This window comes from Rhodococcus sp. GXMU-t2271, assembly GCF_041414735.1.
In the GTDB taxonomy this organism is placed as follows: Bacteria; Actinomycetota; Actinomycetes; order Mycobacteriales; family Mycobacteriaceae; genus Rhodococcus; species Rhodococcus indonesiensis.
The window spans coordinates 93,346-118,131 of record NZ_JAUIZP010000018.1 but is presented as its reverse complement, the minus strand read 5'-3'; the positions used below and the strand labels follow the sequence as shown (position 1 = coordinate 118,131).

The following is a 24,786-nucleotide window of genomic DNA, read 5'->3' as shown; positions in this document are numbered from 1 at the left end:
CGCGTCCGTACGCTACACGCGCAGCGCGTCGAAGGGCGCGACGGGGAGATTGCGGACGACGAACCAGCCCAGCACCGCCCACAGCACGATCTGCGGCGCCCACCGCCACTGGTACCACTGGGCGATCCCTCGGCCACGGACCCGGCCGGCCGTCCACACGACGAACGACCACCCCAGCAGGAGCACCGCGACCACACCGAGGGCGTTGTAGCGCAGCGCTGCCGGAACATCGAGGTGCAACATCGAATACAGCATTCGCGACGAGCCGCACCCGGGGCACCAGATGCCGAACAGCGCGCGGGTCGGGCACGGCGGAATCGGGCCGCCCGGCGTCGTCGGATCCGCCCATGCGACGGCCGCGCACACGCACACCGACACGGCCGCCACCCCGACGGGAGCGGCGAGCCGGGCGGTGAGCGTCTGCACGGCCGGCTGCCTCAGTAACTCGACGACGAGACCGCCGCGGCGATGACGACGATGTAGAAGACGACGATCACCGCCCATACCGCGACGCTTGCCACCACCGACCAGATCGCCCACTTCTTCGCGTCGTCGGCCGATCGGCGCGCGGCATCGAACTGACCCTGCGCCCAGAGAGAATTGACCTGGCTCGCCTTGATGATCGAGACGACACCGAGCGGCAGGCAGCACAGGATCGTCGTGAGAATGCCCCACACCAGGTTGTTGTCGGGCGGTGGCCCGAACTGCGGCCCCGGGTAGTACCCGTAACCGCCCGGCGGGGGATACCCGCCCGGATTGTTCGGCGGGTACTGCGGATAGTCACTCATCTTCGTCCTCGATCACCCCGTCGGGATCCCGGCCTGTTCCGAGTCCCCCCGCGCGGAAGGGTAGACCAGCCTCGGTGCTGCCGCACCCACGACGACCGCGCCGGCTGCCCGGCCGGGGACGTGTTCAGCGGCGCTCCCCGCTCATCGCCGGCATCCGGGGTTGCTCCTCGTCGGGTGGGGTCGGGCCGGGCCGGCGCAGCGGCGCGCCCGCGAACACGAAGAACAGCACGACGAGCAACGCGGCCCGGCCCCACACCCCGACGAGGGTGAGCAGCAGCGGGATCGTGGTGTCGCTGTGGGTCATGGTCGCGTCGAACCACAGGAACACCCCGATCCCGATGGCGAGGTCCACGGTGAGGTACGAGACGATCAGCGGCCAGCGCACCCGCAACAGCACCAGGAACGGCAGCAGCCACAGGGTGTACTGCGGCGAATGCACCTTGTGCAGCAGCAGGAATCCGCACAGCATCGCGGCGCCGACCGCGACCCACGGGTAGCTGCCGTCGCGGCGGTACCGCCGCCACCCCAGCCACAGCGCCAGCGCGAAGGCGGCGCAGATCGACAACGGCGAGACGACGGAGACGATGTCGTTGTACTCGGCCGTGACCTCGGTGTCCTGGTAGCCGCCGACCAGCGGCCGCAGCCCCCAGTACCAGATCGAGTTGCTCGTGGCATCGGCCGCACGGTTGCCCTGGAACTCGAACGATGCCCGCCACCCCGGATACCCGAGCAGCGCGAACGGCAGGTTCACGGCGATCACCGTGGCCGCCGCTGCGGCGCCCACCGTCACCGCGCCGCGCACGTCGCGCCGGGGTCGCGGTTCGTCCCCGCCGGTGAGGACGTACGCGATCAGCGGCAGGACGAAGATGCCGGGATACACCTTGAGGCAGAACCCGATCGCGAGCAGGACGGCCGCGGCCACCGCACGGGTGCGCAGGGACCAGCGTCGCACCCCGAGCACGGCGACGGCCCCGACGGTGGTCGCAACGACGGGCAGGTCCCAGTTGAGGAAGCCGTACAGCACCAGCGGTGGCGTGACCGACCAGAGCAGCGCGGCCCATCCGGCCAGCCGGCCGAGGAGCCACGCGACGAGCAGGCCGAACGGGGCCAGCAGCAGCGCGGAGTGCAGGAGGAACTCGGCGTCGGTGTGGGCGCGCAGGGCCCCGGCCCACATGAGGATGCCGCTGAGCACCGGGTACTCGACGGTGCCGCCGGTGAGCACGCCGTCGCGGGTGATCCCGCCGTCGAGGAACGGGAACAGATGCAGGTTGATGCCGCGCCCGATCCACAACTGCTGGATGTCGGAATAGCAGACCGTGGCGTCCTTGACCGCGTCGAACCGCACGCTGCGGCCCTGCGGGTCGAACGGCGGCCCGGCACAGCGGGCCTTGTTCAGGTAGCCGAGCCACATGGCGAGCGCGCACGTCGCGACGGCGACGAGCGCGGGCGTCCGGGAACTCGTGCGCATGTTCTTCACCCTAGGTCAATTTCGCTGGTCAAGGGCGCGTCGTGTAGCCTGCATGGGTTGCTGACGCAACGACCCTCCTGTCACGGACCGTCCGTGACCGCCCATAGTCCATAGGAGGTGATGAGGTCTTATGCGTCATTACGAACTGATGGTCATTCTCGACCCCAGCCTGGACGAGCGCACTGTCGCCCCGTCGCTGGATACGTTCCTCAACGTCGTTCGCCAGGACGGCGGCAAGATCGACAAGGTCGACGTGTGGGGTAAGCGTCGTCTCGCGTACGAGATCGCCAAGCACAGCGAAGGCATCTACGCGGTGATCGACATCAGCGCTACGCCCGCCACTGTCGCAGAGCTGGATCGCCAGCTCGGCCTGAACGAGTCGGTGCTCCGCACCAAGGTTCTGCGCCACGGCAAGTGAGTCTGTCGGCGTCCGGCCGTAGGCTCGGGCGCATCAGGACTCCACACACAGCAGGAGGAACCACATGGCAGGCGACACCGTCATCACCGTCATCGGCAATCTGACGGCTGATCCCGAGCTGCGTTTCACCCCGGCGGGGGCCGCGGTCGCGAACTTCACCGTCGCGTCCACGCCCCGCATCTTCGACCGTCAGTCCAACGAGTGGAAAGACGGCGAGGCGCTGTTCCTGCGCTGCAACATCTGGCGTGAGGCAGCGGAGAACGTGGCCGAGAGCTTGACCCGTGGCTCGCGCGTCATCGTGCAGGGCCGGCTCAAGCAGCGCAGCTACGAGACGCGTGAAGGCGAGAAGCGCACTGTCGTGGAGCTCGAGGTCGACGAGATCGGCCCCTCGCTCCGCTACGCGACGGCCAAGGTCAACAAGGCCAGCCGTGGCGGAGGCGGTGGCGGGGGCGGCTTCGGTGGTTCCTCCGGAGGATCGGGCGGGGCCCGTGCGGGCGCGAGCACCGGCGGGGACGACCCGTGGGGCAGCGCTCCGGCGGCGGGCTCCTTCGGCGGGGACGACGAGCCCCCGTTCTGATCCGACCTTCGATCGGAACATTCGGAAAGTACGGAGAAAGACCATGCCTAAGGCGCCCGCGCGCGAAAAGGTTTTGAAGAAGAAGGTCTGCACCTTCTGCAAGGAAAAGAACGTGCAGATCGACTACAAGGACACGACGTTGCTGCGCAAGTACGTCAGCGACCGCGGCAAGATCCGCGCCCGTCGTGTCACGGGCAACTGCGTGCAGCACCAGCGTGACGTTGCCATCGCTGTGAAGAACTCGCGTGAGGTGGCCCTGCTTCCTTACGTCTCGACGGCTCGCTAAGGAAAGGGAGGGACACACGATGAAGCTCATTCTCACTGCCGACGTGGACAACCTCGGTGCGCCTGGCGACACCGTCGAGGTCAAGGACGGCTACGGCCGCAACTACCTGCTGCCCCGCGGCCTGGCGATCGTCGCCACCCGTGGTGCCCAGAAGCAGGTCGAGGGCATCCGCCGGGCCCAGGAGGCTCGTGCGGTGCGCGGTCTCGATCACGCCAAGGAGCTCAAGGCCGCGATCGAGGGTCTCGAGAACGTCACCCTGGCTGTGAAGACCGCCGGCGACTCGGGCAAGCTGTTCGGCTCGGTTACCGCAGCGGACGTTGCCGGTGCCGTCAAGGCCGCCGGCGGCCCCGTCGTCGACAAGCGCATCATCGAGCTGCCCAAGGCGCACATCAAGTCGACCGGCAAGCACACGGTGATCGTGAAGCTGCACCCGGACGTGACCGCGAAGTTCGATCTGAACGTCGTGGCCGCCTGATTCCGGTCCCCGAAGAGCCCTGCGCCCCTGGTGCAGGGCTCTTCGTCGTCTGTCCACAGGGCCTGTGGATAACTCGGCAAGGGTACCGGTAGGTTTGTGACCTGCAGCATAGCAACACGGGTGTCGGAACCGGGTAACACGCCCGGAAACACATACGGCGCGACACGCCGAGCGGGTTGTTCTCCACACTTGTGAAACTCGATTTGTTCCCTCTGAGCAGCACCGATGCAGAGTGTGAGATGCGTTGTCCCCAGGTTGTCCCCAAGGGGTGCACAAGGCCGTCCTCCCATTTCCACAATTCATCCACAGATGTGTGCACAGGCGGATTTGGACGGGGCGTTCCCAGTGCCTAACGTCGAGCGCGCGCGTCCGAAGGACGTGTCGGTGGGGCCGGGTAGAAGTGGTGACGAGCGCGGGTGGACAGGGCCTGTCCCCCGCGAAGGTGCCGAGATGGGGAAGGACGGCGTCGCGTGGCTGTAGTGGACGATCGGGGCCATTCCGAGTACCCGGGACCGCCGGAGGAGCCGGCGGGCGACTTCGGCCGCCAGCCCCCGCAGGACATGGTCGCCGAGCAGTCGGTGCTCGGGGGGATGCTGCTCAGCAAGGACGCCATCGCCGACGTGCTCGAAGTACTGCGGCCCGGCGACTTCTACCGTCCCGCCCACCAGGCGGTGTACGACTCGATCCTCGATCTCTACAGCCGCGGTGAGCCGGCCGACCCCGTCACGGTGTCGGCAGAACTCGACCGGCGCGGAGAGCTCCGCCGCATCGGTGGCGCCGCCTACCTGGTGACACTGACCCAGACCGTGCCTACCGCCGCGAACGCGAGCTACTACGCCGAGATCGTCGCCGAGAAGGCCATCCTGCGCCGCCTCGTCGAGGCCGGCACCCGCATCGTCCAGTACGGGTACGCCGGCTCCGAGGGGCAGGACGTCGCCGAGGTCGTCGACCGCGCCCAGGCCGAGATCTTCGAGGTCTCCGAGCGCCGCACCTCCGAGGACTTCGTCCCGCTCGAAGAGCTGCTGCAGCCCACCATGGACGAGATCGACTCGATCGCCAGCCGCGGCGGCATCTCCCTCGGCGTGCCCACCGGGTTCGCCGAGCTCGACGAGATCACCAACGGTCTCCACGCCGGGCAGATGATCATCGTCGCCGCCCGCCCGGGCGTCGGCAAGGCCCTGGCGCTCGACACCGCCCTGCCCACGCCCGGCGGCTGGACGACCATGGGCGAGGTCGCCGTCGGCGACGAACTCCTCGACGCCCACGGCCGTCCCACCCGGGTGCTGGCCGCCACCGACGTGCTGCACGGCCGCCCCTGCTTCGAGGTGGAGTTCTCCGACGGCACCGTCCTCGTCGCCGACGAACAGCACCAGTGGCTCACCTCCGACGGCGGCCCGTCGCGCGTGCGCACCACCGGGGAGCTCGCGGCCTCGCTCTCCGCCGGCCACATCGTCGGCAACGTCGCGCCGCTGCACCTGCCCGTCGCCGATCTGCCCGTCGCCCCGTTCACTCTCGGCGCCTGGCTCGGTGGGCCGTCGGCCGATCCCCACGTGCACATGCGGGTGCAGGGCGAGGGCGGATTCGCCGAGGAACTCATGACGCTCGGCGCGCACATCCCCGGCGCCTACCAGCGGGCGTCGGAACAGCAGCGGCGCGAACTGCTCGCCGGTCTGCTCGACGCCGGCGGCCACGTCGAGGACGACGGCACCGTGCGATTCGAATCGGACTGCGCCCGCCTGCGGGCCGACGTCGCCGAGCTGCTGACCGGCCTCGGCTACACCTGCACCACCGCCGGCTCGACGGTGCGATTCGCCACCGACGACGACGTGTTCGTCCTCCCCAGCAAGGCCAAGGCGCACAAGCAGACCCGCACGACGGTGCCGCGGCAACGTCGCATCGTCGCCGTCCGTCCGGTCGAGTCCGTGCCGGTGCGGTGCGTCGAGGTCGACGGCGAGCACCTGTATCTCGCCGGGCGGTCGATGGTGCCCACCCACAACTCCACGCTCGGCATGGACTTCCTGCGGTCCTGCTCGGTCAAGCACGGCATGGCTTCCGTCATGTTCTCCCTCGAGATGGGCAAGACCGAGATCGTCATGCGGCTGCTCTCCGCCGAGGCGAAGATCAAGCTCGGCGACATGCGTTCGGGCCGGATGACCGACGACGACTGGACGCGCCTCGCCCGGCGGATGAGCGAGATCAGCGAAGCGCCCCTGTTCATCGACGACTCCCCCAACCTGACCATGATGGAGATCCGCGCAAAAGCGCGGCGCCTCAAGCAGAAACACGACATCCGGCTGATCGTCGTCGACTACCTGCAGCTGATGACCTCCGGTAAGAAGGTCGAGTCCCGTCAACAGGAGGTCTCCGAATTCTCGCGTAGCCTCAAGCTTCTCGCGAAGGAACTCGAGGTCCCGGTGGTCGCGATCTGTCAGCTCAACCGCGGTCCCGAGCAGCGCACCGACAAGAAGCCCATGGTCTCCGACCTGCGTGAGTCGGGATCGCTCGAACAGGATGCCGACATGGTGATTCTGCTGCACCGGCCCGACGCATTCGAACGTGACGACCCGCGTGGCGGTGAGGCGGATCTGATCCTCGGCAAGCACCGCAATGGTCCGACGGCCACGATCACCGTCGCGCACCAGCTGCACCTGTCGCGCTTCGTGGACATGGCGCGGGGCTGAGCGGTCCGCCTCGCGGCCCTGCCGACGTCCGACGGGATTCGCGCGCCGATTCGGAACTTGCCCAAGCAATTCACGCGGCAAGTTCCGAATCGGTGGGCAAGTTTCGAGCGCTACCGCACCGGCCGGCTCGTCGACAGTGCGACGGCGCCGAGTACGCCGACGGCGGCGAAGGCGTAGAAGCCCCACGGGTAGGCGATGCCGGCCTCCAGGAGCGCACCGCCGAGGATCGGACCGCAGATGGCGCCGATACGGCCCACGCCGGCGGACCAGCCGAGCGCCGTGGCGCGTGCCTCGGCGGGGTAGGCCGCGCTGGTGAAGGCGTAGACGAGCACCTGGGAACTGAAGACGAAGCAGCCGGCAAGGAACACCAGCACGTAGACGCCGTAGGCGAGGTTGATGCTGAGCGTCGCGAGGAACAGCGCGGCGAGGGTGAACCACACGAGGCCCGCGGTGCGGGCGCCGATCCGGTCGGCGACGCGGCCGGCGACCAGCAGGCCCGCGACGGCACCCGCGTTGAGCACGAGCAGCAGCGACAGCGACGCTCCGAGGTCGTATCCGGCTTCCCGCATGATCGTCGGCAGCCAGGTGTTGAGGCCGTACACCAGGAGCAGCCCCATGAAGGAAGTGACCCAGATGGACACGCTGGTGCGCAGCAACTGCGGCGAGAACAGGGCCCGCACCGGCGACGCCGGCTTCGCGGTGGCCGGGGTGTGGTCGGCATCCGACGGCACGACATCCGTGGACGGAAGTCCGTAGTCGGCAGCGATGCGCTCGGCTTCGTCGTGCCGGCCTCGCGCGGACAGGTACGCGGGCGACTCCGGCAGATAGCGGAACATCAGGGGGACGAGAACGAACGCCGGCAGCGTGCCCGCGACGAACATCGCACGCCACCCGGAGCTCTCCAGCAGGACGAGAGCGAGCAGCGCGGTCGCCACGGCGCCGACGTGGTAGCCGGTCATGACGGTCGTCGACGCGGATCCCTTCTTGCCGGGCATGAATTCGGCGACGATCGCCAACGCGGTGGGCAGTGCCCCGCCGAGGCCGAGGCCCGCGAGGAAGCGCAGGACGCCGAGCATCTCCGGTGACGTCGCGAACGCGCATGCGAGCGTCAGCACCGAGAAGGCGGTGACGGAGAAGATGAGGGTGCGTCGCCGGCCGAGGACGTCGGTCAGGGTGCCGATGGCCAGGGCTCCGAGTGTCATGCCGACCAGGCCGGCGGTCGAGATGACCGTGAGGCTGCCGGCGTCGACGTCCCAATCCGGGTAGTCCAGCAGCGCCGGGTTCACCGCACCGAGAACGACGAGGTCGAAGCCGTCGAGGAGTACCGCGACCCAGCACAGCGCGATGACGAGTCGCGCGGAGCGGGTCGTGTGTCGGGCCGCCTCGGTGGCGGTCCCGTCCGAGCTTGTTCGCATAGTGCACACCTGTTCGTAACCGAGTGATCGTTCGGATTGTGACTGTGTGCACTGCGGTACGTCAACTCCCCTGCGAGACAAGCTCGATCGGGAAAAACGATCAGGCAGAAGCTATTTCACTCAGTGAAAACGACCATTGTGTCGGCGGTCCCGAGGTGGATCAGACAGGCTCAGCCCGGGGTGCGAGAGTGAAAGACGATCTCCGGAACGACGGGACGGAGCGGAATGCGCTGCAGTGGTGCAGTGCGCGAATCCCGGATGGTGGGCGACGGGCGCGCCCGGACGGCCTCGGATGGTGCGGCTCAGGTGGCGGTGGGATGCCGGAACCGCAGTTCCTGCAGGTGAACTCGTTCGGGTTCGATGAGGGAGACGATCGCCGAGCGCATCGGGAAGTCCGTACCGACGTAGCGGTTGCTCATCCGGTCCATGATCGCGACCGCTTCGTCGCCGTGCAGTTCCTCGACGACCCGGCCCCGGACGAGGACCGACCGATACGGGTTGTGCTCGTCGCAGACGGACACGGCGATGCGCCCGTCACGGCGTAGATTGACGACCTTCTGGTTCTCCCGAGCGGAGAAGATCGCCAAGCGATCACCTTCGACCGCGATCCACACGGGAGAGACGTGCGGAGAGCCGTCGGGCATGAGCGTCGCGACGTGTGCCATGTTCCGCGCCCCGAGCAAGGCCCGCACCTCAGCGGACAGTTCGGCCATGAGCGGCAGCCTACTCGCGTGCGCATCGGTGCACAGGCTGTTGCCGCAGGACAGGCGGCCCGGACGGAGGTGCTGCCCCAGCGGAACGACGCGGGGACAGGGGCCACTCCCGCGATACGGACATGTAACACGACCGAGGCCCCGAGCGACGTTCCGTCCGACGCGTCGACACCGCAACCGGGGTCGTCGACACGGACCGAGATCGGATGGGGTGGGACCATGGCACTCGACTGGGCGGTGCGAAACAAGCGAATTGTCGCGGCTGCGGTGGCACCCGTGGCGCTCGGGGCGGCGGCGGTGGTAGCGATCGCCGTCTCGGAACCGTCGGCCCCGTCGACGGCCCCGACGACGCTGACCGCCTCGGTCACCGAGTGCCACGACATGGTCAGCATCGCGGTCGGCGGGCGCAACGACAGCCCGCGTCCCGGCACGCATGCGATGCTCCTCGACGCCGACGGAAACCCCCTGCCCGCGGCCTCGTCCACCGACTTCAGCAGCCCCTGGGTCGACGAGGTCGTCAACGCCCCGCGCGACGACGTGCCGGAGGGCTCGTACTCCGCCGTGTACGTCGAGTACCCGGCGGACATGTCGTCGTACGACGACGCCGTCGAGACCGGCGTGGACAACGCCCAGACCGTGATGCAGGCGATCCGCGAGGCGTGCCCCGACACGAAGTTCGCCGTCGTCGGGTACAGCGAGGGCGCCGATGTGGCGCGCCGGGTGGCGATGGAGATCGGCAACCAGGAGGCCGCCGAGGACGGGTCGTACGAGATCGTCGATCCGGATTCGGTCGTCGGTGTGGTCATCCTGGCCGACGCCGGTCGTCAGGCGGGCGAGGGACCGTTCCCCGGCGCGGAGGACGAGTTCCGCAACCCGGACGGGTTCGACCTCGCCTACCAGTCGGGCCGCAACAGCGCGTCGGGCAGCGGTTCGCTGCCGGGCACCTCGGGAAGCTTCGGGGCGCTGGACGGCAAGGTGGCGTCGTTCTGCTCGGAGGGCGACCTCACCTGTTCCGCTCCGGAGAACATCGCCCTGCTGCAGCTCGCAGTGAACGTGGGCCGGCAGCTGAACGTCGACGCACTCGAGCGCGACGGCCTCACGCCGCAGACCGCGCTGGACGTCGCCACAGTCCTCGGGCGGATCGCCATGGCCGCCTTCGCCGACATCCAGTCGCAGGAGAACTGGATGCAGAGCGACGAGACGTTCCTCGACGTGCTCATCAAGGTGTCGGATCCGTCCTACGAGCCCGTCACCCGCGATGTCGCCTCGGACGGCACGGACGAGGAGATCACCTCGGGTGAGCTGATCGACCTGGCCTACCTGCCGGCGAAGCTCCGCAACGAGGTCATCGGGTTCCTCGCCGACAACGAGAACACCCTCGAGGTGGCGCTGAGCGACCCGTACCAGCAGACCCTCGCTCCCGACACCGGGCACCACTTCGACTACTGGCGCGATTCCGACCCCGAGAACGGAAAGCCCTTGACCTCGGCGCAGTACGCGGCAGCCTGGCTGACGCACCTGGCGAAGCAGGCCGAGAGCGGCGAGCTCGACAAGGCCGAGGCCGAGTCGACCGCCCCGAAGCTGGTCGTCTCGTCGAAGCCGATCGATCCGGCGCCGATCCCGCCGACGGTGGACGAGGACGCGGAGAAGGCCGCCGCCGAGGCCACCACGACCGCCCCGACGACCACCTCGCGGACCCCGGCCGCGACCACCACGACGGCGGCGTCGCCGACGCCCGTCCAGGCCCCCGCGCCCGCCCAGGCGGCGGCTCCCGCTCCGACGGCGACCACGACGTCCCCGGTTCCGTCCCCTGCAGTGCAGTCCCCGGTCGTCGAGCCGCTGCCGCCCGTCGAGTCCACGACGACGGAGTCGAGTGCCGCCGAGACCACGACGCCGGCGGCCACCACCACCGCGACGACCACCACGCCGGTGCCTCAGCCGTAGGCCGGTCGAAGGCTCGCCTCGCGGATCGTCCTGGCCCTGGTCGTCGACGCGACGACCAGGGCCACCGCGGAGAAGGCGGGCAGTGGATGGCCCAGCAGCACCGCGACGGCCAGATCGGCGGCCACTGCGCCCGTCGCCATCGTGAAGACCCACGGCGGCGCGGTGGGCAGTTTCGCCTTCCCGGCCGTCCACGGGGTACGGGCCCAGGGTTTCGCGACCGACAACCACGCCTGGAAGGCGAGCGCCCCGACCATCAGAGCGGTACCCGCGATCATCGGCTCCGCCGGTCCGGACGCGCCGTCGCGGGTGGCGTCCACCGAACTGTTCAGGCCCGCCGACAGCAGGAAGATCCCGAGGTTCACCTGGACCACGGTGAGGACGAACTTGATCGCGACCCACCAGTAGCGCAGGAAGCCCCACGGCGTCGCCGCCGCGAGCAGGAAGCCCGTGAACGCCGACGCGTTGGCCAGCGGGGCGAGCAGCGAGCTGTCGAGGTGCTGCGCCATCGTCGTGCCGGCCACCCGCACCGCGGGATCCACCGCGGTGCTGCTCAGCGTCAGCAGGACGAGCAGCGCGAGGGCCTGGCTCATCCATCCCACGGACGTGACCACGTGCAGCCACACCGTCGCCTGCCGCCACCGCTGCCCCGGACGCTTCGCCATGGGGTCCACTGTCGTCCGGAGCACGCTGGAGCGGATCCGGGATCACCCGGAGAATCCCCCTGAAATTGTCGTGCCCGGGTTCAGCCGTGCTCGATGTACGACTCGAGCTGGTCGCGTTCGCACTGCAGTTCGTCGATCCGGCTCTTCACGACGTCGCCGATGCTGACGATGCCCACCATGCGGCCGTCCACCACGACGGGCAGGTGCCGGATCCGGCGTTCGGTCATGGTCTCGGCGAGGCTGTCCACCGTGTCGGTGGGCAGGCAGGTGGACACCGTCGTGCTCATGATGTCCCGGACGCGGGCGGCGAGCAGGGCGGGGCCGTGGTGGTGGAGCCGGCGCACGACGTCGCGCTCGGAGACGATGCCGATCACGGCGTCGCCCTCCACCACCACGAGGGCGCCCACGTTGTGGCGGGCGAGCGTACCGATCATCTCCTCGACCGAGCGGTCCGGCTCAATCGTGGCCACCACCGGGCCCTTGTTCCGCAGCACGTCCGCGATCCGCATCCGGGCACCCCGATCCATCCGTTCCCACCCGCCGTGACGGCGATCGATGGTTGTCGATCTTATTCCCGCAGGTCGGCGAAATTCTGGGTGGTTATCCAGTCGTGACTCGTGCTCCGAGTCGCGCCCCGGATCGTTATCCGGTGGCGTCGCCCATCACAGCGCCCTCGCGACGCGGGTCCGCGCCGCCGATCCACCCGGACTCGTCCCGGCGCAGCGCGCTCAGGCCGCTGGACTGGGGGAGCACCGCAACCTGATGACCTCGTGCGCGCAGCTCGGCGACGAGGGGATCGCGGGCCCCGTCGTCGCTGCCGTCGATCGCCGGATGCTCGCCGCCGACCCCGGTGACGGGCGTGTTGGCCGCGCCGAAGGCGACCGCCGACACCGCCTGCTGGGGATCCAGACCCCAGTCGAGCATGCCCACGAGGGTCTTGACCACGAACTGGATGATGACGGAACCACCCGGCGAGCCGACGACGATGCGCACGTCGCCGCGGGTGCCGTCGGGGTTGCGGTCGAACACGAGGGTCGGTGCCATCGAACTGCGCGGCCGCTTGCCCGGTTCGACGCGGTTGGCCACCGGGACCCCGGCCTCGTCCACGGGTTCGGCGGCGAAATCCGTCAGCTGGTTGTTCAGCAGGAAACCGTCGACCATGTGGAACGAGCCGAACGCCGATTCGATCGTCGTGGTCATCGAGGCCACGTTGCCGTATTCGTCCGCGATGGAGATGTGACTGGTGCCGTGTTCGCGATCCTGCGCCGGAACGCCCAGGGGCACCGGTCCGAAGTCGCCGGGCTGTGCCGTGCCCATGCTCCGGCCCGGGTCGATGAGATCCGCCCGGGCGCGCAGGTAGTCGTCGTCGAGCAGGGTCTGCGGCGAATTGCCGGGCAGGGGAACGAAGTCCGAGTCCGCCACGTACTTGTCGCGGTCCGCGTACGCGAGCCGCTCGGCCTCGGAGATCAGGTGCACGGCGTCGGCGGTCGGCTCGCCCCCGTTCTCGTCGACCTCGGTCGGTCCCAGCGCGGACACGTCGAAGTTCTCCAGAATGCCCATCGTCGCCGCGACGGCGATCCCTCCCGAGGACGGGTTCGGCATGCCGCAGATCTCGTGCTCCCGGTAGGGCGTGCACACGGGGGTACGCGTCTTCACCTCGTAGCCGGCGAGGTCGTCGACGGTCATCGTCCCGGGGGTGCGGCCCCCCGTGTCGGTGGCGGTGGCGTCGACGATGTCCTGGGCGAGCGCTCCGGTGTAGAACGCGTCGGCTCCGTCGGACGCGATGGTGCCGAGCGTCTTCGCCATGGCCGGATTGACCAGGACGGTGCCCGCGGTCTTGGGTGTGCCGTCGGGGTTCAGGAAGTACGCCCGTGCCTCGTCGTCGACGGCGAGGTCGGGCGCGGCGTCGGCGATCGCCGCGGCCATCCGGTCGCTGATCACCACCCCGTCTTCGGCGAGGGCGACGGCCGGGTCGAACAACCGGGCCCACTCGGTGCTCCCGTGGTCGCGGTGCACCTCCTCGAGCAGGCGCACCACCCCGGGCACCCCGATCGAGCGGCCGCTGGCACGGGCGTCGGGCCGGGGTTCGGTGCGGTCGGTGTCGCTGATCCAGCGCAGGTAGTTCTCGGTGGCCGACATCGGTGCCGTCTCGCGGCCGTCGTACGCCTGCACCTGCCCGGTCTCCGCGTCGTAGTAGAGCAGGAAGGCGCCGCCGCCGATCCCCGACGACTGGGGCTCGACGAGTCCGAGCACCGTCTGCGCGACGACCAGTGCGTCGGCGACGGTGCCGCCGTCGCGCAGCACCTTGCATGCCGCCTCCGTCGAGACCGGGTTGGCAGTGGACACCGCGTACGTCGCGGTCGTCACGGCCGTCATGTCGTCCCGGTAGCCGGTGGCGACCTCGGGGTTGGTGGCCAGGTCCCGCTCACCTGTGGGCGGTGCCGGCGGCGCGGCGGACAGGGGGGTGCCGTTGGGAACCGAGATGCACTCCGCGGTGACCGCCGGGTCGTCACCGGACGACGTGCAGGCGCCGAGCAACGCGACGGACAGGGTCGCGGCGATCGCGACGCGGATCGGGGAGCCCACCTTCGCCGGCGCTGTCATCCCTCCGACGGTAACAGCGGGCCGCCGGTGCCCGAAGTGCTTCCGACGAAATCCGTTTCGGCCGGGCCGTCGCTCCGGGCCACCGCGTCCAGCGGCGAACCGTCCGGTCATCCGCGTGCGGCACGACCGTTGTCCGTGTCCGATCGGCGCGCGGCTGCGGAGCGTATCCGCTATCCCAGCAGCAGGATTCCCGTGAGGGCGATCGCCGAGACCCACACCGTGGATGCGGCGGCGAGGGCGAAGGGGCGCCAGCCCACTCCCCGCAGTACGTCGAGCCGTACGCCGGTGCCGAGCGCGAACATGGCGGCCGTGAGCAATGCGGTCTGCGTGAGCCGGGCGATGTCCAGGACCGGGTCGGGGAGCAGGCCGGTGGCCCGCAGGGCGACACAGCCGAGGAAGCCGAGGAGGAACAGCGGCACCAGCGGCGGTCGCCGCACTTCGGTCTGCTCGCGGTTGCGGCGGCGCGACACCGCCCCGATCCAGGCGACCACGGGTGCGAGCATTGCGACCCGGGCGAGCTTCACGGTCACGGCCACCGCGAGCGCACTCGCGCCCAGCGCCCCGGCGCTTCCGGTGTCCACGGCTTCGCCCGCGGCGACGACCTGCGCCACCTCGTGGATCGCCGCCCCGGCCCACATGCCGGCCTGGGTGGTGTCGAGCCCCAGCGCGGAGGCCGCGAGCGGAAGGCCGGGAATCATGGCGGTGCCGAAGACGACCACGAGCGCGACGGAGGTGACCACGTGTTGCTTGCGGGCGTCGACGACCCCGTCCACCGCGGCGACGGCGGCGGCGCCGCAGATCGAGAAGCCGCAGGCGACGAGCAGGCGCTGGGTCCAGTCGAGCCCGAGGAGTCTGCCCAGTGCCATCGTCCCGGCGATGCCGCCGGCCACCACGGCCACGACGAGGCCGAGCACGCCCCAGCCGAGGGCGAGCACGTCGGTGACGAGGAGTTGCAGCCCGAGGAGCGCGACCCCGATCCGGAGCAATCGGCGAGAGGCCACGGCCAGGCCGGGGCCGGTGGCCGCCGGGAGGGAGGTCGTGTTGGCCAGGAGTGCGCCGAGGACGATGGCGATCAGCATGGGGCTGATGCCCCCGACGAAGCGGGCGGCGACGAGGGCCACCGCTGTCGCCGCGGCACAGACGGCGAGTCCCGGGAGCGGAGCGCGCAGGCGTGCCGCGGCCGGAGCCGAGAGCGCCTGGAGAGAGGTGGCCATGGTCTCCACCCTGGCGGGTGGCGCGCGTCGCGGATAGACGGTGTTTCGGCATCACCTCATATCGATTCGATATTAGCTGATGCTGCAGTAGGCACGGCCGCGCCGCCGCGAAGCGAAATTCATCGCCGGTGTGCGAGCGCCCGCACCGCGACGTCTCCCGCGGTCTGCAGCGCCTGCACGAGCACGATCAACACCACCACCGCGACCATCAGGACCGGGGTGTTGAAGCGCTGGTACCCGTAGACGATGGCGAAGTCGCCGAGCCCGCCGCCGCCGACGACCCCGGCCATCGCGGAGTACCCGACCAGCAGAACCGCGGTGAGGGTGGAACCCGAGATCAGAGACGAAAGCGATTCGGAAAGAAGTACTTTGGTGACGATCTGCCGGTTCGAGGCCCCCATGGCCCGGGCCGCGTCCACCCGCCCACGCGGAACCTCTCGCAGCGCGCTCTCGACGATGCGGGCAAAGAACGGGATCGCGCCGATCGTCAAGGGGACGAGCGCGGCGGTCGGCCCGATCGCAGTCCCGACCACCAGACGGGTCACACCGATCAGCGCGATCAGCAGGACCAGGAACGGCAGTGAACGGAACACGTTGACCACGGCCCCCAAAACGAGATACAGCGGTCGGATCGGGCGCAGCCCGTCCGGCGCGGTCACGTGCAGCAGAACACCCACGAGCACCCCGCCCACGACGGTGAGGAGGAAGGCGACGCCCACCATGTAGAGGGTGTCGAGCGTGGCGGCCCACACCTCGGGCAGGGCGTCGTACCAGCTGAGTTTGTTCATGCCCCTACTCTCGCCACGGCGCCGGTCGTCCACGCGACGGTGACGTCGGGCAGGGTGGCGAAGAATCGGTCCACCGCGTCGCGATCCACGTCACCGTCGAAACGCACGTGCAGCTTGCCGATGTCGGTACCGGCGACACGGTCGACCCGGCCGCCGACGACCGCGACGTCGACCCCGACGTCGCGGGAGAGCCGGGACAGCCACGGCGTGGCGACGGCGGATCCGCGGGCGGTGACGAGCGCGGTCACGTCACCGTTCTGCTCGCCGACACCCGCCGGCAGCAGCGCATCACCGAGGCGGGACCCGGGGTCGGCTACGAGATCGGCCACGGGACCGGATTCGACGATGCGGCCCCCGTCCAGCAGAGCCGCGGACGTGCAGATCCGGCGCACCACGGACAGCTCGTGGGTGACGACGACGATGGTGACGCCGAGGGTCCGGTTGACGGCCGCGATCAGATCGAGCACCTGCTCCGTGGTGATCGGGTCGAGGGCACTGGTCGCCTCGTCGCACAGCAGTACGTCGGGCTCCGCGGCGAGTGCGCGGGCGACGCCGACGCGCTGCTGCTGCCCGCCGGACAACTGCGAAGGGAAGGCGTCCCGCTTGTCGGTGAGCCCGACGAGCTCGAGCAACATCTCGGCCCGGTCCCGGCGCTCCGTCCTCCGTACGCCGGCGACCTCGAGCGGAAACTCGACGTTCGCGCGGACGGTGCGGGAGTGCAGGAGGTTGAACTGCTGGAAGACGGTGCCGATGCGGCGGCGGGACGCGCGCAGCCGGCCTTCGGACAGGTGCGAGAGGTCCTCGCCGCGCAGGAGGATGCGTCCGCTCGTGGGGCGTTCCAGCAGGTTCAGGCATCGCAGCAGCGTGGACTTGCCGGAACCACTGGGGCCGACGATGCCGAAGACTTCTCCCTCCTCGATCTTCAGGTCGATTCCGCGGAGTGCGTCGATCGTGCCGGTGCTACCCGTTGCAGGGTACGACTTGGTGAGTCCGTCGACGACGATCACGCCCCGACCTCGTGGACGGGTACGACTGCGCCGTCGTAGTTCTCGGCGATCCAGGCAGCGACCTCGGGCGACTCGAGGGCGTCTGCGAGGGCGGTGACGGCGGGATCGGACGCATCCTCCGACCGCACCACGAGGATGTTCTCGAACGGGTTGTTGTCGACGGATTCTCGGACGATGCTGTCGTCCGCAGGGTTGAGCCCCGCTTCGAGCGCGTAGTTCGAGTTGACGACCGAGGCCGTGATCGCCGGATCGTCGACGGTGCGCGCGAGCTGCGCGCGTTCGAGTTCGACGAACCTCAGGTTCTTCGGATTCGAGACGATGTTCGCGGCAGTGACCGTCGCGATGTCCGCTTCGGACAGCGGCTTGTCGAGTTCGAGCAGGCCCGCCGACTCCAGGAGGTAGAGCGCGCGCGCGAAATTGGTCGTGTCCTTCGGCAGCGCGATCGTGTCGCCGTTCTTCAGGTCCGCGACCGCGGCGATCTTGTTCGAGTACAGGCCGAGCGGTTCGAGGTGTACGGCGGCGGCCGACTCGAGGTTGTCCACGCCCTTCTGCTGCTGCCAGTCGGCGAGGTACGGGTGGTGCTGGAAGAAGTTGGCGTCGACGTCACCGGCTTCGAGCAACTCGTTCGGGTCCACCTCGCCGGTTACGGGCTTGATGTCGAGGACGACGTCACCGAGCGCACCGGATTGCCGCACGTGTTCCAGGATTTCGACGTGCGGTGTCGCGGAGGCGGAGATCACGAGCGTGTCCTCGCCGGTCCCGGAGGCGGAGCAGGCGGCCAGTCCGGTGGCGAGGGCGACGGCGGAGACCAAGGACAGGTTGCGGCGCAGAGTCATTCGGAGTGTTCGCTTTCGTCGACATCGCCGGGCCGGCCGGCGATGAGGGGGGAATTCGAGAGGTCGGCGTGATGGCGCTCGGTGACGTTGGGGTGTGCCCGCAGTCGTGACTTGAGTGCGTTGAGCCCGTACACGGCGTGCAAGGCGTCACCGTGCTCGTCCGCACCGACGCCGCGGGCCTCGGCGGCGAGTGCGCCAGGCAGTCGCACATGCGGCAACGCCCGATCCAGTGCGGGATTGAGGAAGAACGGTAGGGATATTCGGTCGGTGCCGGGAGCCGGCGGAAGGACCCGGTGCGTCGTCGCCTTCAGGTAGCCGCCGGTGGCCAGTTCGAGGAGCTCGCCGATGTTGACGATGAAGTGTCCGGGCAGGGGTTCGACGTCGACCCAGGTACCGTCGATCTCCACCTGGAAGCCGGTGCTTCCGGGTTCCGGATAGAGCAACGTGAGAACTCCCACGTCCTTGTGACTGCCCACACCCTGTCCGGTGATCGATCGGTCGTGGCCCGGGTAACGCACGATCTTCAGCAGCGGATCGGGGTCCGTGAACGCACCCTCGAAGAAATCGGCTGGTGCGGAAAGGGATTCGGACCATGCGCGGAGGAGTCTACGGCCGACCGTGCCGGACTGCTCGATCCACTGCAGCGCGAGCGGCCGCAGCTGCGGCACCCGGCTGGGCCACAGGTTCGGACCGTGCAGCACCTCCCACGGCCGATGGGGGTCGAACTGTGCCACCGGAGCCCGTTCGGGGCCGATGTCGAGTTGCTCGCGCCAGTCCACATATCCCTGGGTTCGTTCACCCCCGACGCGGGTGTAGCCGCGGAAATGAGGTGAGTGGGAGTTCTCGATCTCCAGCTTCACGGGGTCGGGCAGGGCGAAGAACGCGCGTGCCGCCGCGATCAGCCGGTCGGCGAGGGCCGGGTCGATGCCGTGGCCGGCCAGGTGGAAGAAGCCGACCTCGTGCGTGACCCGGCGCAGCCGGTCGAGCAGGGCGGCCCGGGTGGCGGCATCGCCGTCGAGGCCTGTGAGGTCGACGACGGGCAGGGTGGTCGAGGGAGGCATCGCGGGGAGTCCTTTCGGGCCACGTCGAGCGCCGGGTGCCCGGGAAACGGGCAACGCGGCACCGGCGGCCGGAGGAGATGTCGGTATCGGGAGACGCGGGTGCGTCCGGTGGGACGGCTGTCAGCGACAACAACACGCCGGGGCGTGCGTGCCCACGACGCATGCGATCACGACCTGCGCGTGACTGGTGCCGACCATCTTTCCTCCGATGGGCCGCGGGCGCGGCCCGTTCGTGGCGGGAATCCGCCCTCGGTGCTGCCGGACGGTCACGCTATCCATTGGACGGGTCTCGGACAACCCACGCCCTTTCGGGCGGGTCCGACCTGCACCGATTTCGGATCACGACGATCGCAATCCTGGTCCGCACCCCGGTGCACGGCTACCGTGACGCCGATGCCGAGACGGCGACGTGTCCGGCCGGGCGCAACGGTTCCGATCACCTCGAGGACAACCCTTCGCGGACGCCCACCGGGACGGCAGACTCTGTAGTTCGTGCGCTTCCAGATACTGGACATCATCTTCAACCCTCCGCATCCGGTCACCGGCGACGTCGTCGCTCCCGCGGACCGCCTGAACCGCGTCGTCGAGATGGCGGTGCTCGCCGAGCAGCTCGGCATCGACAGTTACTCGGTCGGCGAACGTCATGCCGGCGACGTGCTCTCGTCCAGCCCGACCGTCGTCCTCGGTGCCATCGCACAGGCCACCGAGCGGATCCTGTTGTCCACCGGCGTGACCGTGCTGTCGGTGCTCGATCCCGTGCGCGTCGCCGAGGATCTGTGCACCGTCGATCAACTGAGCCGGGGCCGCCTCGAGATCGTCATCGGCAAGGGCAACGAGGTGCTCCAGTACCCCCTGTTCGGCCTCGACATCGGCAGGCAGTACGACTACCTCACCGAGAACTACGAACTGCTGCGCCGGCTGCTGCGGGAGGAACACGTCGACTGGTCGGGTGAGTACCGAGCGGCCCTCGCCGATGTCACGACGCTACCCCGCCCGTTCGACGGGCCGTTCCGCATCTGGCACGGATCCGCCACGTCGGCGCGCGCCGTGGACCTGGCGGCGAAGTGGGGAGACCCGATCGTGACGGCCAACGCCCTGCAACCCCGGGAGAACTACAAGGTCCTGATCGATCGATACCGCGAGCACTACGCCGCACACGGTCACGACCCGGCGAAGGCCTACGTCGGATCGGGTTCGGGCGGGTTGTTCCTCGCGGACACCACGGAGAAGGCGATCGAGGAGTACCGGCCCATCTACGAAGGTGCGGTACGCCAGGCCGACAAGAGGAAACACGGTCCGGGCGCCGTCGGCAAGACCACCAGCTTCCGCACGATCGACGAGGCGGTCGAGCGGGGTCCGGCCCTGGTCGGTTCGCCGGACCGCGTGGCCGAGAAGATCCTCGACTACCACGAATGCTTCGGCCACGTCCTCCAATCCGTATCCGTCAACCACGTGCTCGACTTCGAACGCCAGAAGGACACCCTGCGTCGATTCGCCGAGGAGGTCGTGCCGCTGGTGCGCGCGGAGGTACCGCCGACGACGCTGTGGAGCGAATCCGACACCGAGCGCGCCAGAGGGTTCACCGCCGACTCGCCGGTGGGCAGCCGATAGCGATCCGTCGACCGGCCGGGAACCGGCCAGAAGGGCTCCATCCGTGACCACGTCCCACCCACTCACAGCGAACCCCGGCGCCGGCGCGGATCGGGTGGTCGCTCGCTCCGGTGCTCTCGAACAACGCGATGCTCTCGAACGACGCTTCGGTGCTGCGGATGCGACCGGCCCCTGGAACGCGGTGCTGGCGACTCAGCTGGCGCATCGGTCGGTGCGCCGGTTCCTCGACCGTCCCGTCCCCGAGGACCATCTGCGCGCCGTCGTCGCGGCCGCGTCGTCCGCGGCCAGCTCGAGCAATCTGCAGCTGTGGTCTGTCGTCGCCGTCACCGACCGCGAGCGGATCGATGCGCTCGCCACCCTTGCGGGCGATCAGGATGCGGTCCGCCGCGCGCCGCTCTTCCTGGTCTGGCTCGCAGACTTCGCACGCGCGGAGCGCATCGCTACGGTCCACGGCCGAGAACTCGTCAACGCGGACTTCGCCGAGGGCACCCTGCTAGGCGTGGTCGACGCGGCCCTGGCCGCGCAGAACGCCGTGGTCGCGGCGGAATCGGTCGGCCTGGGCACCGTGTACATCGGTGGCATCCGCAACGAGCCCGAGCGCGTCGCCGACGTCCTGGAACTGCCGCAGCGGGTCTTCCCGGTCGTCGGCCTCTCGGTCGGCTTCCCCGATCCGGCGGAGCGGGCCGAGGTCAAGCCGCGACTCGGTTTCGACGTGGTGTGCCACCGGGACCGTTACCGACTCGAGGCGCAGGACGCGGGTATCGCCCGATACGACACCCGCGCCGAGGACTTCTACCGTCGACAGGGCCTGCCGGGCAGCTGGACCGGGCGAATCGTGGCACGACTGACGGATCCGGGTACTCTGGGATCGCGCCGCCGACTACGAGATGCGTTGCGCGAAAGGGGTTTCCCGACGAACTAGAGGCGCCGGCAACCCCGGCACCGCCTCGGCTGTACCCCGACGAAGACCGTCGGGGACCGCCACGATCGACTGCAGACAGGTGAGGATCGAGCACTATGACCGAAACAGCGTGGAGCCGCAGGCACGTGGACCTGTGCCGCACCCGCTCGTGTCTCTGTGCCTCCTGACCTGAGTACGTGTCTTCCCGATTTCTCCCTCCGTCTCGGTATGTACCTCCTTCAAGGAACGGCTATGTCCCTGTCGATGTCGAATGCCCTCGAATACTCCGCCACCGCCGCATCGGAGCACGCTCCGGGCGTCCGTGGCGACGAATACCGCTCGGCCCTTCGGCGGCACCCAGCCGGGGTCACGATCGTCACTCTCGAATCCGGCTCCGGCCCGGTCGGGTTCACTGCGACGTCCTTCGCTTCGCTCTCCCTCGATCCGCCGCTGGTGTCGTTCAACATCACCGACACGTCGTCGAGCATCGGCGCCGTCCGCTCGGCCGAGTCGTTGGTGATCCACCTGTTGGGCGACCACCAGCAGCATCTCGCGCAGCGCTTCGCGCGTAGCGCGTCGGAGCGGTTCTCCGACGAGTCGCTCTGGACCCGACTCGAATCCGGTGAACCCGTTCTACACGGCACGCCGGTCTGGCTCCGGGTTGTCGTCGACCGGTTGATTCCGCTCGGTGACAGCACTCTGGTCGTCGGTGTCGTGGTTCGTGCGCACGAGGACCCGAATCCGGCGGAGGGCAAGCGTATTCCGTTGCTCTACCACGAGGGCGCCTATCACCGCCCCGTCGCATTGGAGGAGTGAACCATGAGTCACCTGCCGAGTCTCCGGAACGAGTGTCCGAGCTGTCGCCGCACCGCATCGCCCGTCAGCTCGTCGGATCCCCTCCTCGACCGGAGCCTCACATGGAAATCCTCGCCACTCGCAATGACGTAGTCACCGCCGCCGGTGCCGAACTCGTTCTCGTCCTGCGACTGCCCGACATCGGAACACACTCCTCGCGTGACCTGGCGGCGCTGGCCGACGCCCTTCGCGAGGCCGCCCAGGATCTGGTTCCGGGCGTGAGCACCCATACGGTGCTCAGCCCGACCCCCATCCCGTTGATCATCGACCTTCCCGCCCGCGACGTCCTACTCGACGGCCGGCGAGTGCTGCTCAGCCACAGCGAGTTCGAGATCCTCGCCTATCTCGTCCGCAACCCGAGGACCGTGGTGTCCCGGGCCGTCCTGCGCGACCTCGGCACCGGGGTGCGGGAGGTGGACAGTCGCGGCCGGAACGTCGATGTCCACGTCTCCCGGATCAGGACCAAATTGCAGCAGTTCGGCAGCATCATCTCGACGGTCCGCGGCAGCGGATACCGCTTCGACCCGCACCCGGCCGTTCACATCACGGAACTGCTGACGAGGCGGTGCGCATGACGCCCGAGCACGATGATCTCCCCGCAGGTCGCCCTTCGGCGGCCGCCCCCGAATCGGAGACGCCAGGTCTACTGCGGCGGCTGTTCGCCGAGGTCCGGTGGCCGGACGTCGCCACCACCCGCGCGGTGATAGAGCTGTGCACATGGTGAGCGCGGTCCGACCAGAACCTCCCGGCAGCGCACCGCGTCGGGATATCCCGAATGTATGTGGAAAGGCCCCTGCGTGAAGTCCACCGTCGTCGCCGGCAACCCCAAGCCCGGCTCCCGCACCCTCGACGCCGCCACCCTCCTGGCCACCGAACTCACCGGCTCCGCACCCGACCACGTCGTCGACGTGATCACCCTCGGACCCGGCCTGCTCGGCTGGGGCGACGACGCCGTCAAGGCCGCGGTGGACACCGTCGCCGCCTCGGACCTCGTGGTCTTCGCCAGCCCCACCTTCAAGGCCACCTACACCGGCATCCTCGAGCTGTTCCTCGACCAGTTCGCCACCGGCGACGGCCTGCGCGACGTCACCGCCGTGCCGCTCATGCTCGGCGCCGGCCCGGCCCACGCCCTGGCCCCGGACCTGCTGCTCGAGCCGGTGCTCGTCGAACTCGGCGCCACCACCCCGGCGTCGGGGCTGTACCTGCTCGATTCCACCTACACCACCGACACGCGGATCGCGGACTACGCCCAGCGCTGGGCGCCTGTCCTGCGATCCGCGTGGCGGTGAGCGGGCCGGGTCAGACGACCACGGGCTCGAGGTCGTCCTGATCGGCGGCCTCGAGTTCGCGCACGAGCGGCAGCACCTTCTCGCCGAAGTACTCGATCTCCTCCTGGAAGTGGAGGAAGCCGGACAGGATGAGATCGACTCCGCGCCGGCGGTATTCGACGATGCGGTGGGCGATCTGCTCGGGCGTGCCGATGAGCTGGGTGCGGAAGCCGTCGTTGTACTGGACCAGGTCCTCGAATGCCGAGTCGGCCCACATGCCCTTCTTGTCCCCGGTGGACGCACCGGCCTGCTGCACGGCGCCGCGGAAGCCCTCGACCGCCGGGCGGTTCGCCTTCTCGATGATCTCGCGGAGAGTGTCGCGCGCTTCCTTCTCGGTGTCGCGGGCGATGATGAACCCATTGAGGCCGACCTTGACCTCGCGCTGGTGCTCGCGGGCGACGGCGCGCAGGTCGGCGATCTGCTCGCTGATGCCGTCGTAGTCCTTGCCGTTGCTGAAGTACCAGTCCGCGAAGCGCCCACCGTTGGCGATCGCGGCGGTGGAGTTACCGCCCTGGAACAGTTCGGGATTGGGTCGCTCGGGCGTGTTGGCCGGCTTGGGCTTGAGGGTGAAGTCGTGGATGCGGTAGAAATCGCCGCGGAAGTCGACATCGTCCTCGGTCCAGATCTTGCGCAGCACCTGCAGGAACTCGGCACTGCGGCGGTAGCGTTCGTCGTGCTCGAGCCACGGCTCGCCGAGGTGGGTGAACTCGTCCTTGAACCAGCCGCTGACGACGTTGACAGCGAACCGGCCGCCGGAGAGCTGGTCGGCGGTGGTACCCAGTTTGGCGAGCACCGCGGGCTGCCACAGTCCGGGATGGACGGCGGCAATCACCTTCAGGCGCTCGGTGGCCAGCAGGAGAGCGAGGGAGAAGCTGGTGGACTCGTGCTGGAACTCCGCGCCGTAGCTGGCCTCGTACCGTACCTGGCTGAGTGCGTACTCGAAGCCGTTGTTCTCGGCGGTGCGGGCGAGCCGGACGTTGTAGTCGTAGTCCCAGCTGGTGCGCTGTTCGATGTTCGAGGTGACCAGGCCGCCGCTGACGTTGGGCACCCAGTAGGCGAACTTGATCTCGGGGGTGATGTGTTCGGTCGACATGGGCACCAATTCAAGCGTTCGTGCGGTCGGCGCCCAATCGTTGGAATCAACGCGATCCCAA

At 69.1% G+C, this 24,786-nt stretch carries 26 protein-coding genes; 12 read left to right on the top strand and 14 right to left on the bottom strand.

Annotated features, from left to right (window positions below):
- Positions 1–12: 12 nt before the first annotated feature.
- The 3 genes from QYS60_RS06895 to QYS60_RS06885 all read right to left on the bottom strand — a co-directional run bounded on the left by QYS60_RS06895 (position 13) and on the right by QYS60_RS06885 (position 2,256).
- A complete protein-coding gene (locus tag QYS60_RS06895; protein ID WP_289378396.1) occupies positions 13–426 on the bottom strand; it encodes a DUF2752 domain-containing protein in 414 nt (137 codons plus the stop codon).
- An 11-nt stretch (positions 427–437) separates the two neighbouring features.
- Positions 438–788, bottom strand: a complete 351-nt coding sequence (locus tag QYS60_RS06890; protein WP_003938617.1) for a CD225/dispanin family protein — start codon at positions 786–788, stop codon at positions 438–440.
- A gap of 124 nt (positions 789–912) precedes the next feature.
- Positions 913–2,256, bottom strand: a complete 1,344-nt coding sequence (locus tag QYS60_RS06885) for a glycosyltransferase 87 family protein (RefSeq protein ID WP_289378394.1) — start codon at positions 2,254–2,256, stop codon at positions 913–915.
- 130 nt (positions 2,257–2,386) lie between these two features.
- Between QYS60_RS06885 and rpsF the strand changes: the two genes are divergently transcribed.
- The 5 genes from rpsF (at position 2,387) to dnaB (ending at position 6,693) form a co-directional block, all read left to right on the top strand.
- Entirely contained in the window at positions 2,387–2,674 is a 288-nt protein-coding gene (gene rpsF / locus QYS60_RS06880) for a 30S ribosomal protein S6 (RefSeq protein ID WP_003938619.1), read from the top strand.
- 64 nt (positions 2,675–2,738) lie between these two features.
- Positions 2,739–3,251, top strand: a complete 513-nt coding sequence (locus QYS60_RS06875; RefSeq protein WP_010596250.1) for a single-stranded DNA-binding protein — start codon at positions 2,739–2,741, stop codon at positions 3,249–3,251.
- Positions 3,252–3,294: 43 nt separating this feature from the next.
- Positions 3,295–3,537, top strand: coding sequence for a 30S ribosomal protein S18 (gene rpsR, locus QYS60_RS06870; protein WP_003938621.1), 243 nt, complete (start codon positions 3,295–3,297; stop codon positions 3,535–3,537).
- A 19-nt stretch (positions 3,538–3,556) separates the two neighbouring features.
- Complete coding sequence (gene rplI, locus QYS60_RS06865; protein WP_003938622.1) at positions 3,557–4,012, top strand: 50S ribosomal protein L9; 456 nt, start codon at positions 3,557–3,559, stop codon at positions 4,010–4,012.
- Between the two features lie 470 nt (positions 4,013–4,482).
- Complete coding sequence (dnaB, locus tag QYS60_RS06860) at positions 4,483–6,693, top strand: replicative DNA helicase (protein WP_371382748.1); 2,211 nt, start codon at positions 4,483–4,485, stop codon at positions 6,691–6,693.
- 110 nt (positions 6,694–6,803) lie between these two features.
- On the opposite strand, the gene QYS60_RS06855 is transcribed toward dnaB, so the two are convergent.
- Both QYS60_RS06855 and QYS60_RS06850 read right to left on the bottom strand, forming a co-directional pair.
- Positions 6,804–8,108 carry an MFS transporter gene (locus tag QYS60_RS06855; RefSeq protein ID WP_371382747.1) on the bottom strand — a complete coding sequence of 435 codons (1,305 nt, stop codon included), beginning with the start codon at positions 8,106–8,108 and terminating at the stop codon, positions 6,804–6,806.
- 302 nt (positions 8,109–8,410) lie between these two features.
- A complete protein-coding gene (locus QYS60_RS06850; protein ID WP_371382746.1) occupies positions 8,411–8,821 on the bottom strand; it encodes a PPOX class F420-dependent oxidoreductase in 411 nt (136 codons plus the stop codon).
- A gap of 219 nt (positions 8,822–9,040) precedes the next feature.
- Between QYS60_RS06850 and QYS60_RS06845 the strand changes: the two genes are divergently transcribed.
- The gene (locus QYS60_RS06845) at positions 9,041–10,765 is read left to right on the top strand and encodes a cutinase family protein (RefSeq protein WP_371382745.1); all 1,725 of its coding nucleotides are present in this window, start codon (positions 9,041–9,043) and stop codon (positions 10,763–10,765) included.
- On the opposite strand, the gene QYS60_RS06840 is transcribed toward QYS60_RS06845, so the two are convergent.
- The 8 genes from QYS60_RS06840 to QYS60_RS06805 all read right to left on the bottom strand — a co-directional run bounded on the left by QYS60_RS06840 (position 10,756) and on the right by QYS60_RS06805 (position 18,937).
- Positions 10,756–11,427: a hypothetical protein gene (locus tag QYS60_RS06840; protein WP_371382744.1), complete on the bottom strand. Its 672-nt coding sequence runs from the start codon at positions 11,425–11,427 to the stop codon at positions 10,756–10,758. The genes QYS60_RS06845 and QYS60_RS06840 overlap by 10 nt on opposite strands.
- A gap of 80 nt (positions 11,428–11,507) precedes the next feature.
- Positions 11,508–11,936, bottom strand: a complete 429-nt coding sequence (locus tag QYS60_RS06835; protein WP_003938628.1) for a CBS domain-containing protein — start codon at positions 11,934–11,936, stop codon at positions 11,508–11,510.
- A gap of 133 nt (positions 11,937–12,069) precedes the next feature.
- Positions 12,070–14,031 carry a gamma-glutamyltransferase gene (gene ggt, locus QYS60_RS06830; RefSeq protein ID WP_289378385.1) on the bottom strand — a complete coding sequence of 654 codons (1,962 nt, stop codon included), beginning with the start codon at positions 14,029–14,031 and terminating at the stop codon, positions 12,070–12,072.
- A gap of 170 nt (positions 14,032–14,201) precedes the next feature.
- Positions 14,202–15,245: a YeiH family protein gene (locus QYS60_RS06825; RefSeq protein WP_371382743.1), complete on the bottom strand. Its 1,044-nt coding sequence runs from the start codon at positions 15,243–15,245 to the stop codon at positions 14,202–14,204.
- A gap of 119 nt (positions 15,246–15,364) precedes the next feature.
- Positions 15,365–16,033, bottom strand: coding sequence for a methionine ABC transporter permease (locus QYS60_RS06820; protein WP_010596241.1), 669 nt, complete (start codon positions 16,031–16,033; stop codon positions 15,365–15,367).
- Positions 16,030–17,040, bottom strand: a complete 1,011-nt coding sequence (locus tag QYS60_RS06815; protein ID WP_010596240.1) for a methionine ABC transporter ATP-binding protein — start codon at positions 17,038–17,040, stop codon at positions 16,030–16,032. The genes QYS60_RS06820 and QYS60_RS06815 overlap by 4 nt, the downstream gene beginning before the upstream one ends.
- Positions 17,037–17,876, bottom strand: coding sequence for a MetQ/NlpA family ABC transporter substrate-binding protein (locus QYS60_RS06810; RefSeq protein ID WP_371382742.1), 840 nt, complete (start codon positions 17,874–17,876; stop codon positions 17,037–17,039). The genes QYS60_RS06815 and QYS60_RS06810 overlap by 4 nt, the downstream gene beginning before the upstream one ends.
- On the bottom strand, positions 17,873–18,937 hold the full coding sequence (locus QYS60_RS06805; RefSeq protein WP_371382741.1) for an isopenicillin N synthase family dioxygenase: 1,065 nt from the start codon (positions 18,935–18,937) through the stop codon (positions 17,873–17,875). The genes QYS60_RS06810 and QYS60_RS06805 overlap by 4 nt, the downstream gene beginning before the upstream one ends.
- Before the next feature lie 492 nt (positions 18,938–19,429).
- Between QYS60_RS06805 and QYS60_RS06800 the strand changes: the two genes are divergently transcribed.
- From QYS60_RS06800 to QYS60_RS06775, 6 genes are all read left to right on the top strand, one after another.
- Complete coding sequence (locus QYS60_RS06800; RefSeq protein ID WP_371382740.1) at positions 19,430–20,548, top strand: LLM class flavin-dependent oxidoreductase; 1,119 nt, start codon at positions 19,430–19,432, stop codon at positions 20,546–20,548.
- Positions 20,549–20,642: 94 nt separating this feature from the next.
- On the top strand, positions 20,643–21,470 hold the full coding sequence (locus tag QYS60_RS06795) for an NADPH-dependent oxidoreductase (protein WP_289378400.1): 828 nt from the start codon (positions 20,643–20,645) through the stop codon (positions 21,468–21,470).
- 95 nt (positions 21,471–21,565) lie between these two features.
- Positions 21,566–21,637: a putative leader peptide gene (locus QYS60_RS06790; RefSeq protein WP_353852504.1), complete on the top strand. Its 72-nt coding sequence runs from the start codon at positions 21,566–21,568 to the stop codon at positions 21,635–21,637.
- Between the two features lie 64 nt (positions 21,638–21,701).
- The gene (locus QYS60_RS06785; RefSeq protein ID WP_371382739.1) at positions 21,702–22,265 is read left to right on the top strand and encodes a flavin reductase family protein; all 564 of its coding nucleotides are present in this window, start codon (positions 21,702–21,704) and stop codon (positions 22,263–22,265) included.
- Positions 22,266–22,366: 101 nt separating this feature from the next.
- Positions 22,367–22,879, top strand: a complete 513-nt coding sequence (locus QYS60_RS06780; RefSeq protein ID WP_054371808.1) for a winged helix-turn-helix domain-containing protein — start codon at positions 22,367–22,369, stop codon at positions 22,877–22,879.
- 222 nt (positions 22,880–23,101) lie between these two features.
- Entirely contained in the window at positions 23,102–23,593 is a 492-nt protein-coding gene (locus QYS60_RS06775; RefSeq protein ID WP_371382738.1) for an NAD(P)H-dependent oxidoreductase, read from the top strand.
- A 10-nt stretch (positions 23,594–23,603) separates the two neighbouring features.
- Here the strand turns inward: QYS60_RS06775 and sfnG are convergent, their stop codons facing one another.
- Complete coding sequence (gene sfnG / locus QYS60_RS06770; protein ID WP_371382737.1) at positions 23,604–24,725, bottom strand: dimethylsulfone monooxygenase SfnG; 1,122 nt, start codon at positions 24,723–24,725, stop codon at positions 23,604–23,606.
- Positions 24,726–24,786: the final 61 nt, after the last annotated feature.

Bases quoted from the DNA above. Each gene is read 5' to 3' on its own strand.
- QYS60_RS06855 (WP_371382747.1), bottom strand. From the start codon at position 8,108: ATGCGAACAAGCTCGGACGGGACCGCCACCGAGGCGGCCCGACACACG.
- QYS60_RS06890 (WP_003938617.1), bottom strand. From the start codon at position 788: ATGAGTGACTATCCGCAGTACCCGCCGAACAATCCGGGCGGGTATCCC.
- QYS60_RS06835 (WP_003938628.1), bottom strand. From the start codon at position 11,936: ATGCGGATCGCGGACGTGCTGCGGAACAAGGGCCCGGTGGTGGCCACG.
- QYS60_RS06785 (WP_371382739.1), top strand. From the start codon at position 21,702: ATGTCCCTGTCGATGTCGAATGCCCTCGAATACTCCGCCACCGCCGCA.
- QYS60_RS06885 (WP_289378394.1), bottom strand. From the start codon at position 2,256: ATGCGCACGAGTTCCCGGACGCCCGCGCTCGTCGCCGTCGCGACGTGC.
- QYS60_RS06875 (WP_010596250.1), top strand. From the start codon at position 2,739: ATGGCAGGCGACACCGTCATCACCGTCATCGGCAATCTGACGGCTGAT.
- QYS60_RS06780 (WP_054371808.1), top strand. From the start codon at position 22,367: ATGGAAATCCTCGCCACTCGCAATGACGTAGTCACCGCCGCCGGTGCC.
- rpsF (WP_003938619.1), top strand. From the start codon at position 2,387: ATGCGTCATTACGAACTGATGGTCATTCTCGACCCCAGCCTGGACGAG.
- sfnG (WP_371382737.1), bottom strand. From the start codon at position 24,725: ATGTCGACCGAACACATCACCCCCGAGATCAAGTTCGCCTACTGGGTG.
- QYS60_RS06810 (WP_371382742.1), bottom strand. From the start codon at position 17,876: ATGACTCTGCGCCGCAACCTGTCCTTGGTCTCCGCCGTCGCCCTCGCC.
- QYS60_RS06850 (WP_371382746.1), bottom strand. From the start codon at position 8,821: ATGGCCGAACTGTCCGCTGAGGTGCGGGCCTTGCTCGGGGCGCGGAAC.
- QYS60_RS06845 (WP_371382745.1), top strand. From the start codon at position 9,041: ATGGCACTCGACTGGGCGGTGCGAAACAAGCGAATTGTCGCGGCTGCG.
- rplI (WP_003938622.1), top strand. From the start codon at position 3,557: ATGAAGCTCATTCTCACTGCCGACGTGGACAACCTCGGTGCGCCTGGC.
- ggt (WP_289378385.1), bottom strand. From the start codon at position 14,031: ATGACAGCGCCGGCGAAGGTGGGCTCCCCGATCCGCGTCGCGATCGCC.
- rpsR (WP_003938621.1), top strand. From the start codon at position 3,295: ATGCCTAAGGCGCCCGCGCGCGAAAAGGTTTTGAAGAAGAAGGTCTGC.
- QYS60_RS06825 (WP_371382743.1), bottom strand. From the start codon at position 15,245: ATGGCCACCTCTCTCCAGGCGCTCTCGGCTCCGGCCGCGGCACGCCTG.
- QYS60_RS06840 (WP_371382744.1), bottom strand. From the start codon at position 11,427: ATGGCGAAGCGTCCGGGGCAGCGGTGGCGGCAGGCGACGGTGTGGCTG.
- QYS60_RS06820 (WP_010596241.1), bottom strand. From the start codon at position 16,033: ATGAACAAACTCAGCTGGTACGACGCCCTGCCCGAGGTGTGGGCCGCC.
- QYS60_RS06805 (WP_371382741.1), bottom strand. From the start codon at position 18,937: ATGCCTCCCTCGACCACCCTGCCCGTCGTCGACCTCACAGGCCTCGAC.